A 12,003-nucleotide genomic window follows, 5' to 3' on the forward strand; every position below is an offset into this window, starting at 1 on the left:
AGCCCAGGCGGCCAGCATGAAGCCGAGCCCCAGGACGGCGGCGATCGCCAGGAAAACGACGATCGGGAGGTATTCTAGAAGAAATGCGTTCATTCGAGCTGCCTCGCCCGCCGAGGGAGGGGGCGGATTCGGGGCTTCTTAGACCCAACCTTCGGCAGGTTCAAACCCATGTCGGCAAAGGTTTTTTATTGCGAACGGTTCGCAAGCCTATGCGCGTTTTGCCGCAGGCCGCACCGTTGCCAGCCGCACCGACGATACGCGTAAATGGCGGCTTTCCCATACCTCTGTAATCAAGGTCGCAGCATGAGCCTCGCAGCCCGCTTGCTGAACACCATCGAGCGCGTCGGCAATCGCCTGCCCGATCCCGTTTTTCTCTTTCTGTGGCTGATCCTGGGCCTGATCGCGCTCAGTCTCGTCGGCGCCGGTCTGGGCTGGTCGGCGGTCAATCCGGTGACGGGCGACGTGCTGCAGGCCGAGAGCCTGTTGTCGCCCGCCAATCTGGAACGGCTCTTCATCGGCATGCCGCGCACCCTGGCCGATTTTCCGCCCCTGGGGATCGTGATCACAATTATTTACGGCGCCTCGGTCGCCGAGCGGACCGGGATGTTCTCGACCGCCATTCGCGGCGCCCTGCTGAACGCCCCGCGATTCATCCTGACGCCGATCGTGGTGGTGACGGGCATGGTGTCGCACCACGCCTCGGACGCCTCCTATGTCGTGGTCATTCCTCTGGCCGCCGTCATCTTCGCCGCGGCGGGCCGCCATCCGCTGGCCGGTCTGGCCGCCGGCTTCGCCGCCGTCTCCGGGGGCTATGCCGGCAACCTCTTCCCCGGCGCCAGCGACGCCCTGATCCTGGGCATCACCGAGCCCGCCGCCCACCTGATCGACCCGTCCTATGCGGTCAGCATCGCCGGCAACTGGTTCTTCATCGTCGGGGTCGTCTTCGTCTTCACCCCCATCGTCTGGTTCCTGACCGACCGGGTGATCGAGCCGCGCCTCGGCCCGTGGGTTCCCTCCTCCGCCGCCCCGGCGACAGCCGAGGAGAAAACGCCTCTGAGCAGCGCCGAGAAGCGCGGCTTGCTGTTCGCCGGCCTGACCATCCTGACGATGATCGCCATCTGGACCCTGATCACCCTCCTGCCCGGCTCACCCTTCGTCGACGCCGACGCCGAGCCCGCGCAGCGGTTCAACCCGCTGTATCGCTCGCTGGTCGCCTTCTTCGCCCTGACCTTCTTCGGCGCCGGCGCGGCCTTCGGCGTCGGCTCCGGCTCGATCAAGTCGCACCGTGATCTGGTGCGCATGATGCGCGAGGGGATCAGCCAACTGGCCCCCTATATCGTCCTGGCCTTCTTCGCCGCCCACTTCGTGGCCATGTTCAACTGGTCGGGCCTGGGTCCCATTCTGGCGGTCAACGCCGCCGCCTCCCTGCGCGAACTGGCCCTGCCGACGCCCCTGCTGCTGATCGTGGTGGTGCTGGTGTCCTGCGTCTTCGACCTCTTCATCGGCTCGGCGTCGGCCAAGTGGTCGGCGCTGGCCCCCATCGTCGTGCCCATGTTCATGCTGCTGGGCATCAGCCCCGAGATGACGACCGCCGCCTATCGCATGGGCGACAGCGTCACCAACATCGCCACCCCGCTGATGAGCTACTTCCCGCTGATCCTGACCTTCGCCCAGCGATGGGATCCCCGCTTCGGCCTGGGCTCGCTGATGGCCACCATGCTGCCCTACGCCGGGGCCTTCCTGGTCGCGGGCCTGATCATGGTGGCGACCTGGGTGGCGCTGGACCTGCCGCTGGGGCCGGGCGTGGGCGTCCACTACGATCCGCCCCCGCCCGCCGTCGCCTCGCACCTGCCGACGGACGGCGGAATCGCCGGCCCCGTGGCCCCGCCCCAGGCCGCCGCTGCGGCCAAGTAACGGAGGTCTCGCGGTATTTTCACTTATCCACAGGCGAGCCGCTTGACGTGCGCGGCGGCCCCGCCTAAACGACGCCCCTCGCCGCGGCGCACAACGCTTCGGTTCGGGAAACGCGGGTGTAGCTCAGTTGGTTAGAGTGCCGGCCTGTCACGCCGGAGGTCGCGGGTTCGAGCCCCGTCACTCGCGCCATTCCTTTCAGCGAAAGGAATGGCGCACACCGCCCTCTCCACATTAGAGATCAGCTTGCGGCTTCGATGCTGCTTGCCGCCCCCTTCGCCGCATCTATGATCACGGCGTTCCAGAGGGGGAAACGCCGAATGTCTAAAGCGATGTGGGCCTGCTGCGCGCTGGCTCTTCTGACCACGCCCGTCATGGCGCAGCCCGCGCCGCTTTCGTCCGAATCCGCGCGTTTCCAGGCCCAGGACCTGTTCGGGCTCGAGGTCGCCTCGGATCCGCAGATCAACCCGGACGGATCGCGCACCGCCTATGTGCGTCAGACCGCCGACATCATGACCGACCGGATGCGGCCGACGATCTGGCTGATCGACGTGCGCACCGGCCAGCAGACGCCCCTGGTCGCCACGGCGGGTTCCCACAGCCAGCCGCGCTGGTCGCCGGATGGAACCCGCGTCGCCTATATCTCAACCGCCGAGGGCGGCGGCGCTCAGCTGTTCGTGCGCTGGATCGCTTCGGGCCAGACGGTGCGCGTCACCAGCCTGCCCAACACCCCGACGGGAATCAGCTGGTCGCCGGACGGGACCAGGATCGCCTATTCGGTTCTGGTCGCCGGTCAGGCGCCGAAGCTGGGAACGGCCCTGGCCAAGCCGGAAGGCGCCCAATGGGCGCCGCCGCTGGAGGTCATCGACACCGTCACCTATCGCGCCGACGGCCAGGGCTATCTGAAGCCGGGCTATCGCCAGGTCTTCGTCGCCCCCGCCGACGGCGGCGGCGCGCGCCAACTGACCCAGGGCGACTTTCATCACGGCGGCGACCTGTCCTGGTCGCCCGATTCCGCCACCCTCTATCTCAGCGCCAATCGCGGCGCCGACTGGCAGCGCGAGGCCGCCGACAGCGAGGTCTACGCCCTGGACGTCCGTTCAGGCGTCCTGACCGCCCTGACCGACCGTCGAGGGCCGGATCAGTCGCCCGTCGCCTCGCCCGACGGCCGCCGCATCGCCTATGTCGGCTATGACGACCAGCGGATGGGCTATCACAACACCCGCCTCTATGTGATGGACCGCGACGGCGCGAACCGCCGCGTCCTGACCGGAGGCCTGGACCGTTCGGTCCAGTCGCCGGTGTGGAGCCATGACGGGCGCTCCATCCTGATCGCCTATGACGACCACGGCTCGACCACGGTCGGTCGCGTTTCGCTGGACGGCGCCGTCACGACGGTGGTTCAGGGCCTGAGCGGCGCCGACATCGGCCGCCCCTATTCCGGCGGCGACTTCTCTCTGGCCGATGATGGTTCGGTGGCCTTCACGCGCGGCGACGCCCTGCGCCCCGCCGACATCCATGTGCTGCGCCAAGGCCGCCAGACCCAGCTGACCCGGCTGAACGCCGACTATCTGGCCGGCAAGACCCTGGGCGCCGTCCAGCGGCTGGAGGTCGCCTCCTCGCACGACGGTCGTGCGGTCGAGTCCTGGCTGACCCTGCCCGCCGGCTATGTCGAGGGTCAGAAGTATCCGCTGATCCTGGAAATTCACGGCGGCCCCTTCGCCGCCTACGGCCCGCACTTCGCCACCGACAATCAGTTGTTCGCGGCGGCGGGCTACGCCGTCCTGTCGGTCAATCCGCGCGGCTCGACCTCATACGGCGAGGAATTCGCCAACCTGATCCACCACGACTACCCCAGCCATGACTACGACGACCTGATCAGCAGCGTCGACGCCGTCATCGCCAGGGGCGTGGCCGATCCTGACCGCCTGTTCGTCACCGGCGGCTCGGGCGGCGGCGTCCTGACCGCCTGGATCGTCGGCAAGACCGACCGCTTCAAGGCCGCCGCCAGCCAGAAGCCGGTGATCGACTGGGCCAGCTTCGTTCTGACCGCCGACAACCCGGCCTTCTTCGCCCGCTACTGGTTCGGCGAATATCCGTGGGAGAATCCCGAGGCCTACTGGCGCCGGTCGCCCCTGTCGCTGGTCGGCAATGTGAAGACGCCCACCCTGGTCGTCGTCGGCGACGAGGACTACCGCACCCCCGTCAGCGAGTCGGAGCAGTATTACAGCGCCCTGCAGCTGCGCGGCGTGCCCACCGCCCTGGTCAAGATCCCCGGCGTCGGCCACAGCCTGGCGGTTCGCCCGTCCCAGAACGCCGCCAGAATCAGCGCCATCCTGGCCTGGTTCGACCGTTACAAGGACGGCGCGCCCACGCCCACGACGGCGCCTGCAGCTCCGGCGCGCTGACCTCAAGCCCAGAATCGCCAAAGGCCGCCGGAACGATCCGGCGGCCTTTTTCTTTGGCGACGCAGTTCAGCCCGACGTCTCGCGCGCGCTGAAAAGCAGACAGCGGACTTCGAGGTTGCACATTATAATAGTAAGGGTGTTTTGAGCCGGTCGATGCTCTCGCCCGAGGGGCGGATGGCTGGGGAACTAGGACTCGAACCTAGAATGACGGTACCAAAAACCGTAGTGTTACCATTACACCATTCCCCAGCAGGTCCGGCGCGCCCCGCAGTTCGTCGCTGCGAGGAGCGGTGAGATACGCCAAGCTTTTCGGGGATGCAACACTGAAAACAAAAGAATTTTCATCGAGCGGCGACTTTTTAAAAAGCCGCGAAATCCCCGCTTGCGAGGTCCGAAACGGGTGGCTATAAGCCCCCTCCTCGACGCAACGACGGCCTCTGGCCCGCGCCGAGAAGAAATGTCGGAGTGTGGCTCAGTCTGGTAGAGCACTGCGTTCGGGACGCAGGGGTCGGAGGTTCGAATCCTCTCACTCCGACCATTTTTCCTTACATCGTCAGATGATTTCCCCCTCGCGGGGCCGTGCATTCGCGCCTTTGCGCGCTTAGCTATGCCGCATGATCACGCTGCTTACTCCCGCTGAAGTCGTCGCCTTCTGGATCGAGGCTGGACCTGAAAAATGGTTCGCCAAGGACGCCGCCTTCGATGCGGCCTTCTCTGAACACTGCCGCGAGACGCACTTCGCCGCCGCCCGCCGCGAACTGGACCACTGGACGGCGACGCCCGAGGGGACGCTGGCCCTCATCATCCTGCTGGACCAGCTGCCGCGAAACGCCTTCCGCGATACGGCCCATATGTTCGCCACTGACCCCCTGGCCCTCACGTTCGCCAGGACCGCGATCGCGCGCGGCGACGACCGCAGGGTGGCCCACGATCTGCGCCCCTTCATCCTGATGCCGCTTATGCACTCCGAATCCTTGGCGGATCAGGAAGCCCTGCTGACCCTGCTGGATGAGGCCGACCAGCCGAACACCTACAGGTTCGCCGTGATTCACCGCGACATCGTCGCCCGCTTCGGCCGCTTCCCCCACCGTAACGCCTGCCTGGGACGCGAGACGACGGCGGACGAGGCCGCCTTCCTGGCCGGGGACGGCTTCAAGGGCTGATTCCGCTTTCTTGTGGGCAAGCGATTCGTCGCGCGTGACGACGGGACCGATTCGGCCCCATCCTCTCATTCCATGAACGCCGCCCTCGCCCTCGCCGATCTGGAAACCCGCAGCGGAGCGGTCGCGGCCGATCACCCCGAGTGGCAGTATCTCAACCTGCTGCGCGACATTCTCGACAACGGCGTGCGCCGCGACGACCGCACCGGCACAGGCACCCTGGGCGTCTTCGGTCGTCAGATCCGCTTCGACCTGTCCAAGGGCTTCCCCCTTCTAACCACCAAGAAGCTGCACACGCGCTCGATCTTCATCGAACTGCTGTGGTTCCTGCGCGGCGACACCAATATCGGCTGGCTCAAGGAAAACGGCGTCGGCATCTGGGACGAATGGGCCGACGAGCACGGCGACCTCGGCCCCGTCTATGGCAAGCAGTGGCGCTCCTGGGCGACGCCGAACGGCTCGAGCATCGACCAAATCCAGAAGCTGGTCCACGGCCTGAAGACCAATCCCAACAGCCGCCGCCACATCGTCAGCGCCTGGAACCCCGCCGACGTGGACGACATGGCCCTGCCGCCCTGCCACTGCCTGTTCCAGTTCTTCGTCGCGGATGGAAAGCTGAGCTGCCAGCTGTATCAGCGCAGCGCCGACGTCTTCCTCGGCGTGCCGTTCAACATCGCCTCCTACGCCCTGCTGACCATGATGCTGGCCCAGGTGGTCGGGCTGGAGCCGGGCGACTTCGTCCACACCTTCGGCGACGCCCATCTGTATCTGAACCACCTGGAGCAGGCCGAGCTGCAGCTGACCCGCCAGCCGCTGCCCCTTCCGACCCTGACCGTCGCGCCGAAATCCGAGCTGTTCGCCTATGAGCTGTCGGACTTTGTGCTCAGCGACTACGCGCCCTGGCCGCACATCAAGGCCGCCGTGGCGGTCTGATCCTCATGAAGATCGCTGACCTCAAGGCGGACGTCCTCCGCATCTCCGACATCTATGCCCGCGAGCACGCCATCGACCGCGACCGCGACTGGGCCCTGCTGAAACTGCAGGAAGAACTGGGCGAACTGACCAAGGAGCACCTGAACCTCACCGGGCGCGCCCGCGGCGTCCCTGATGCGGCCGCCCTCGGCGACGAAGCCGCCGACGTCCTCGGCATGCTGCTCATCTACTGCGACCACGCCGGCATCGACCTGGAAGCCGCCATGCAGCGCAAATGGCTGAAGTGGCTGGAGCCGGAAGCGCAACAAGCCGAAGCGTAAACTGCCGTAACGCCGTCTGGCGAGCCCCGGAGACTCGGCGCACCCTCCCTTGATCCGCGTCGATGCGGGCGCATGAAACGGGAGGGTTGTCATGTTGAGGAAGTTTGCGGCCGAACTGGTCGGGACCATGGTTCTGGTGCTGTTCGGGTGCGGCGCCGCCGTGCTGGGCGGGTTCGATCATGTGGGCCAGTTGGGCATCGCCCTGGCCTTTGGCTTCGCCATCATCGCCATGGCCTATGGCATCGGCCCGGTGTCGGGCTGTCACGTCAATCCGGCGGTCAGCCTGGGCGTCTTCGTCGCCGGACGGATGAGCGCCAGGGACATGGTGGTCTATTGGATCGCCCAGTTCATCGGCGCGATCATCGGCGCGGCCATCCTCGGCCTGATCGCCAAGACCGGCTTCGCCAGCCTGGGCCAGAACGGCTTCGACGCCGGATCGCCGGGCGGATACGGCCTGCACGCCGCCCTGATCTTCGAGATCGTGGCCACCGCCATCTTCATCATCGCCATCCTGGGCGTGACCGGGGCCAAGGGACACGGCGCCTTCGCCGGCGTCGCCATCGGCATCACCCTGGCCGTCATCCACATCGTCGGCATCCAGGTGACGGGCGTCTCGGTCAATCCGGCCCGCAGCTTCGGCCCGGCGCTTCTGGTCGGCGGCCAGGCTCTGAGCCAGGTCTGGGTCTTCTTTGTCGCTCCGGCGATCGGCGCGGTGATCGGCGCCGCCTTCTTCCGCTTGAAACTGCTCGAGCCAGAGGCCTAAGTCGGCATCGAGGGGGCGGCGTCGCGTCGCCCCCGTCTGCCGGAGTTCGCCAGTGTCTGTTCCCCCAATTGGCCCAAAGATCGCCCTCGTCGTCGCCCGCGCCAGGAACGGCGTCATCGGTCGCGACGGCGACCTGCCCTGGCGGCTGCGCTCGGACCTGCAACGCTTCAAGGCCGTCACGGTCGGCAAGCCCTGCATCATGGGCCGCAAGACGTGGGAGAGCCTGCCGCTGAAACCCTTGCCCGGCCGGCTGAACATCGTCCTGACCAAGGACGGCTCCTATGAATCCGAAGGCATGGCCAAGGGGGCGCTGGTCTGTTCGAACCTGAGCGAAGCCCTGTCGATCGCGCGCGAAACCGCCGTCGAGGACGGGGTGGACGAGGTCTGCGTCATAGGCGGCACGGCGCTGTTCGAGGCGGTCCTGCCCCGCGCCCAGCGCCTCTACATCACTGAGGTCGAGGCCGAGCCCGAGGGCGACGCCCATTTCCCGGCCTTTGATGAAGCCGCCTTCGTCGAGACCCTGTCGGAAGCCCATCCGGCGGGCGAAAAGGACGACCACGCCTTCACCTTCCGCACCCTGGATCGCCGCTGAACCGGAGCCATCCTATGATCGTCACCACCACCAACGACCTGGCCGGCCATCGCGTCGTCCGCCATCTCGGCGTAGTGCGCGGCGTCACCGTGCGTTCGCGCAATCTCGTTTCGGACGCCATCGGCGGGGTGCAGTCGATGATCGGCGGCCGCGTCGGCGCCTACGTCAAGCTGGCCGAGGCCGCGCGCCAGGAAGCCTATGACGAACTGATCGCCCATGCCCGCGACATGGGCGCCAACGCCATCCTGGCCATGCGCTACGACGCCAATGAGATCATGCCCGGCGTGACCGAAGTCCTGGCCTATGGCGCCGCCGTCGTGGTCGAGCCGGCCTAGAGGCCCAGCCCTTCGGCCACCCGCGCCGCCACGGCGGCGAACCGCTGCGCCACCTCGCCCTCGGGCTCCGCCGAAACCAGCGGCTGACCCGCGTCGCCCGCCTGACGCAGGGCGGCGTCCAGCGGCAGGTCGCCCAGGAAGGCCACGCCCAGTCGGGCGGCTTCAGCTTCCGCTCCGCCCTGCCCAAAGACCGGGCCGCTCATGTTCTCGATCAGGCCCAGGGTCGGCACGTTGACGCGCTGGAACAGGGTGTGGGCCCGGCGGGCGTCCGCCAGCGCCACCTCCTGCGGGGTCGAGACTATGACCGCGCCGTCCAGGGGCGTCTTCTGGATCAGGGTCAGTTGCACGTCGCCGGTGCCCGGCGGCAGGTCCACCACCAGCACGTCCAGCGGCGCCTCTTCCGTGCCCCAGCGCGTCTGGGTCAGCATCTGGGTGATGGCCTGCGACGCCATCGGCCCGCGCCAGATCATGGCGTCGTCGGCCTTGGTCAGCAGCCCCACCGACATGGCCTTCAGCCCATGGGCGATGTGGGGAACGATGGCCCCGTCCTCATAGGCCGGCTGGCCCGACAGCCCCAGCATGGTCGGCAGCGACGGGCCATAGACGTCGGCGTCCAGCACCCCGACCGACAGGCCCCGCGCAGCAAGAGCGGCGGCCAGATTGACCGCCACCGTCGACTTGCCGACCCCGCCCTTGCCGCTGGCCACGGCCAGAACGCGCTTCACATGGGCGGGGCGTTCGGTGGGAACCGGCGCCTTGGCCCGGCCCTGATCGGTCGCGGCCTTCGACAGGCCCGCCGTGCGGCGGGGCGCTGCGGCGGCCACGGCCTCGGCGGTCAGGACGACCGAGACCCGCGCCATGCCCGGCATGGCCTTCAGCGCCGCCTCGGCCGCGTCGCGGACCGGGGCGTAGATCGCCGTCTCGCCCGCCGGAACCTCCATGACGAAGCCCGCCCGGTCCTCGCCCACCATCAGCCCCTGCACCAGTCCGGCGGCGACCAGCCCCTGTCCCGATTTCGGGTCCACAACGGCGTCGAGGGCGGCGATTACGGCGGTGCGGTCGATCAAGGCTCTGCTCCTTGGCCCTTGCCGGGCCGGTCGCGGGCGTTCTATCGCCCTCTGATCCTGTTCGCGAGCCTGTTCCTTGACCAAAGCGCCCCGTCTCACCCTGATCGCCGGCCCGACCGCCTCGGGCAAGTCGCGTCTGGCGCTGGACATGGCCGAGAAGACCGGCGCGGTCATCATCAACGCCGACAGTCAGCAGCTCTACGCCGACCTGCGCGTCCTCAGCGCCCGCCCGTCCATTGAGGACGAAGCCCGCGCCGAGCACCGCCTCTATGGCGTCGCCGACGCCGCCGAGTCCTGGTCGGTCGGCCGCTGGACCCGCGCCGTCATGCCGCTGCTGGAGGAACTGGCGGCGGCAGGCCGCCCGGCCCTGCTGGTCGGCGGCACCGGCCTCTATTTCAACGCCCTGACGCGCGGCCTGGCCGACATCCCCGCCGTGCCGGACGAGATGCGCGACGCGGTTCAGGCCGAGCATGACCTTGAGGGCGAAGCCGCCTTCCGCCGCCGCCTGGCCGAGGTCGATCCGAACGCGGCCGCCGCCATCACCCCCGGCGACCGCCAGCGCCTGGTCCGCGCCCTGGCCGTGGCCCAGGCCACCGGCCGTTCGCTCAGCGACTGGAAGGCGGCCACGCGGCCCCTGCTGGCTTCCGGCTCCTACGACGCCCTGGTGGTCGAGCCGCCGCGCGACCGCCTCTACGCCCACTGCGACGCGCGGGTCCGCCTGATGATCGACAACGGCGCCGTGGAGGAAGTCCGCGCCCTGCTGGCCCGCGGTCTCGACCCCGCCCTGCCCGCCATGAAGGCCGTCGGCGTGCCGGAACTGGCCGCCCACCTCGCCGGCCGAACCTCGCTGGATCAGGCGGTGGCCGCCATCCGCCTGGCCACCCGCCACTACGCCAAGCGCCAGCTGACCTGGTTCAGGAACCAGACCCGCGACTGGCCGCGCGTTTCGCCGGGGGCCTAGTCTCCCGCCCCCGAGCCACCGCCGCCTGCCGCAGGCGGTTGAACGTCGGGCATTCCATATGGCTGGGCGCCGGACATTCGGCCGCATGACGCAGGGCGTTTCGCAAGGCGGTCAACCGCTGGATCGTCTGATTCAGTTCGTCCGCCTTGTCCGCCAGCCGCGCGCGATCAATCTGCGGCGCGGCCTCGGCGCCGAGCATCGCCCCGATCTCATCCAGCGAAAAACTCGCCAAACGCCCTAGGGCGATCAGCGACAGCCGATCCAGCACCTCAAGCTCGAACAGCCGTCTCAGCCCGCGCCGCCCGACCGAGGCGATCAGCCCCTTTCCCTCGTAGAATCGCAACGTCGAGGCTGGCAACCCCGACCGATCCGCCACCTCGCCGATATCCAGCAGCTTCACGCTTGACCTCAAGTTGACTTGAAGTCGTATCGTCGCGCGAACCAAGGCCAGACACAAGGACGCCGCCATGACCCAGCCGACCATTCAGACCCGTCAGACGCAGTCGGCGCTGTGGAATTCGCGCGGCGGAGAGGTTTGGGTCGAGCAACAGGAACTGCTGGACCGCCTCTTCCTGCCGTTCGAGCGCCTGCTGGCGGATGCCGTAGCAGTCAGCCATGCTCGCGACGTCCTCGACATCGGCTGCGGCGCGGGCGCAACCACGCTGGCCGCCGCACGTCGACTGGGGCCGCAGGGACGATGCACCGGGCTGGACATATCGGTCCCCCTCATCAACGCCGCCCGCCGAAGGGCTGAGAAGGACGGCCTGACCAACGCCCGTTTCATCGCAGACGACGCGCAACGCCATGTGGTCGAGCCGGGTGCTTTCGACGCCGTCATCTCGCGCTTCGGCGTCATGTTCTTCGACGACCCGGCGGCGGCCTTCGCCAATCTGCGACGGGCCGTTCGCCCCGGCGCCGATCTGACCTTCATCGCCTGGCGCAGCGCCGAGGAAAATCCCTTCATGGTCGCCGCCGAGCGCGCGGCCGCGCCCTTCTTGCCCGAACCGGCGCCGCGCGATCCCGCGCCCCCCGGCCAGTTCGCCTTCGCCGACGCGGACCGGGTGCGCCGAATACTGGAGGCCGAATGGCGCGACATCGACATCCAGCCGCTCGACGTGCCCTGCACGCTGTCGGCGGACGACCTCGCGACCTACGCCGCCCGCATGGGTCGCGTCGGCCAACTCCTGCCCGACCTCGACGAGGCGACCCGAACCAGGGTGATCCGTGCGGTCAACCAGGCCTTCGAGGCCTTCACCTCCAAGGGCGTCGCCAGTTTCACGGCCGCCTGCTGGCGTGTTCACGCCCGCGCGCGATAGGGCCGAAGCCGCCGCCGGCGCCGACCATCCTGCTGTAATTTCGACGCCAGCGACGCTCCGCCCTTGGAACGCGACGGCGCAACGCCTATATTGGTTCTGTTCGGGTTCGCCCGGACTATGGCGATAAACGCGCTTGTAATAAGCGGACCGGACCCGGGTGCGATTCCCGGCGGCTCCACCAACTTCTTCCCCGCGTTATCGGCGGAGGCAGCATGGGGCCGACTAGCATCGACGGAC

Annotated in this window: 12 protein-coding genes, 3 tRNA genes, 1 other RNA gene and 1 pseudogene; 13 read left to right on the forward strand and 4 right to left on the reverse strand. The window is 68.1% G+C overall.

Annotated elements, in window-relative coordinates; all coding sequences use genetic code 11:
• Positions 1-93 (reverse strand): annotated as a pseudogene (locus VGE49_RS05890) (NADH-quinone oxidoreductase subunit A); the annotation flags it as partial.
• 210 nt (positions 94-303) lie between these two features.
• Between VGE49_RS05890 and VGE49_RS05895 the strand changes: the two are divergent.
• The 3 genes from VGE49_RS05895 (at position 304) to VGE49_RS05905 (ending at position 4,319) form a co-directional block, all read left to right on the forward strand.
• Positions 304-1,914 (forward strand): AbgT family transporter, encoded by a 1,611-nt coding sequence (locus VGE49_RS05895; RefSeq protein ID WP_331033633.1) that lies wholly within the window; start codon positions 304-306, stop codon positions 1,912-1,914.
• A 112-nt stretch (positions 1,915-2,026) separates the two neighbouring features.
• A tRNA-Asp gene (locus tag VGE49_RS05900) sits at positions 2,027-2,103 on the forward strand.
• Positions 2,104-2,231: 128 nt separating this feature from the next.
• Complete coding sequence (locus tag VGE49_RS05905) at positions 2,232-4,319, forward strand: S9 family peptidase (RefSeq protein ID WP_331033634.1); 2,088 nt, start codon at positions 2,232-2,234, stop codon at positions 4,317-4,319.
• A 175-nt stretch (positions 4,320-4,494) separates the two neighbouring features.
• Here VGE49_RS05905 and VGE49_RS05910 read toward each other — a convergent pair.
• Positions 4,495-4,568 (reverse strand) — tRNA-Gln (locus tag VGE49_RS05910).
• A gap of 212 nt (positions 4,569-4,780) precedes the next feature.
• Here VGE49_RS05910 and VGE49_RS05915 point away from each other — a divergent pair.
• The 7 genes from VGE49_RS05915 to VGE49_RS05945 all read left to right on the forward strand — a co-directional run bounded on the left by VGE49_RS05915 (position 4,781) and on the right by VGE49_RS05945 (position 8,422).
• Positions 4,781-4,857 (forward strand) — tRNA-Pro (locus VGE49_RS05915).
• Between the two features lie 76 nt (positions 4,858-4,933).
• On the forward strand, positions 4,934-5,482 hold the full coding sequence (locus tag VGE49_RS05920; protein WP_331033635.1) for a DUF924 family protein: 549 nt from the start codon (positions 4,934-4,936) through the stop codon (positions 5,480-5,482).
• Positions 5,483-5,554: 72 nt separating this feature from the next.
• Entirely contained in the window at positions 5,555-6,412 is an 858-nt protein-coding gene (locus VGE49_RS05925) for a thymidylate synthase (RefSeq protein WP_331033636.1), read from the forward strand.
• Positions 6,413-6,417: 5 nt separating this feature from the next.
• The gene (locus VGE49_RS05930; RefSeq protein WP_331033637.1) at positions 6,418-6,732 is read left to right on the forward strand and encodes a nucleoside triphosphate pyrophosphohydrolase family protein; all 315 of its coding nucleotides are present in this window, start codon (positions 6,418-6,420) and stop codon (positions 6,730-6,732) included.
• A gap of 91 nt (positions 6,733-6,823) precedes the next feature.
• A complete protein-coding gene (locus tag VGE49_RS05935) occupies positions 6,824-7,495 on the forward strand; it encodes an aquaporin (protein ID WP_331033638.1) in 672 nt (223 codons plus the stop codon).
• 52 nt (positions 7,496-7,547) lie between these two features.
• Entirely contained in the window at positions 7,548-8,087 is a 540-nt protein-coding gene (locus VGE49_RS05940; protein WP_331033639.1) for a dihydrofolate reductase, read from the forward strand.
• 14 nt (positions 8,088-8,101) lie between these two features.
• A complete protein-coding gene (locus tag VGE49_RS05945) occupies positions 8,102-8,422 on the forward strand; it encodes a YbjQ family protein (protein WP_331033640.1) in 321 nt (106 codons plus the stop codon).
• On the opposite strand, the gene VGE49_RS05950 is transcribed toward VGE49_RS05945, so the two are convergent.
• Entirely contained in the window at positions 8,419-9,489 is a 1,071-nt protein-coding gene (locus VGE49_RS05950; RefSeq protein ID WP_331033641.1) for an Mrp/NBP35 family ATP-binding protein, read from the reverse strand. The two genes, VGE49_RS05945 and VGE49_RS05950, sit on opposite strands and share 4 nt — an antisense overlap.
• 76 nt (positions 9,490-9,565) lie before the next feature.
• Here VGE49_RS05950 and miaA point away from each other — a divergent pair, with 76 nt between their 5' ends.
• On the forward strand, positions 9,566-10,450 hold the full coding sequence (gene miaA / locus VGE49_RS05955) for a tRNA (adenosine(37)-N6)-dimethylallyltransferase MiaA (protein WP_331033642.1): 885 nt from the start codon (positions 9,566-9,568) through the stop codon (positions 10,448-10,450).
• Here miaA and VGE49_RS05960 read toward each other — a convergent pair.
• Positions 10,404-10,850: a helix-turn-helix domain-containing protein gene (locus VGE49_RS05960; RefSeq protein ID WP_331033643.1), complete on the reverse strand. Its 447-nt coding sequence runs from the start codon at positions 10,848-10,850 to the stop codon at positions 10,404-10,406. The two genes, miaA and VGE49_RS05960, sit on opposite strands and share 47 nt — an antisense overlap.
• Before the next feature lie 67 nt (positions 10,851-10,917).
• Between VGE49_RS05960 and VGE49_RS05965 the strand changes: the two genes are divergently transcribed.
• Entirely contained in the window at positions 10,918-11,766 is an 849-nt protein-coding gene (locus VGE49_RS05965) for a class I SAM-dependent methyltransferase (protein ID WP_331033644.1), read from the forward strand.
• 59 nt (positions 11,767-11,825) lie between these two features.
• Positions 11,826-12,003: a transfer-messenger RNA gene (gene ssrA / locus VGE49_RS05970) on the forward strand; the annotation flags it as partial.

Source organism: Brevundimonas sp., assembly GCF_036405315.1.
GTDB lineage: Bacteria > Pseudomonadota > Alphaproteobacteria > Caulobacterales > Caulobacteraceae > Brevundimonas.

Excerpts from the sequence above, each read along its gene's own strand:
- VGE49_RS05935 (WP_331033638.1), top strand. The coding sequence starts at position 6,824 with ATGTTGAGGAAGTTTGCGGCCGAACTGGTCGGGACCATGGTTCTGGTG.
- VGE49_RS05925 (WP_331033636.1), top strand. The coding sequence starts at position 5,555 with ATGAACGCCGCCCTCGCCCTCGCCGATCTGGAAACCCGCAGCGGAGCG.
- VGE49_RS05905 (WP_331033634.1), top strand. The coding sequence starts at position 2,232 with ATGTCTAAAGCGATGTGGGCCTGCTGCGCGCTGGCTCTTCTGACCACG.
- VGE49_RS05920 (WP_331033635.1), top strand. The coding sequence starts at position 4,934 with ATGATCACGCTGCTTACTCCCGCTGAAGTCGTCGCCTTCTGGATCGAG.
- VGE49_RS05895 (WP_331033633.1), top strand. The coding sequence starts at position 304 with ATGAGCCTCGCAGCCCGCTTGCTGAACACCATCGAGCGCGTCGGCAAT.
- VGE49_RS05930 (WP_331033637.1), top strand. The coding sequence starts at position 6,418 with ATGAAGATCGCTGACCTCAAGGCGGACGTCCTCCGCATCTCCGACATC.
- VGE49_RS05945 (WP_331033640.1), top strand. The coding sequence starts at position 8,102 with ATGATCGTCACCACCACCAACGACCTGGCCGGCCATCGCGTCGTCCGC.
- VGE49_RS05965 (WP_331033644.1), top strand. The coding sequence starts at position 10,918 with ATGACCCAGCCGACCATTCAGACCCGTCAGACGCAGTCGGCGCTGTGG.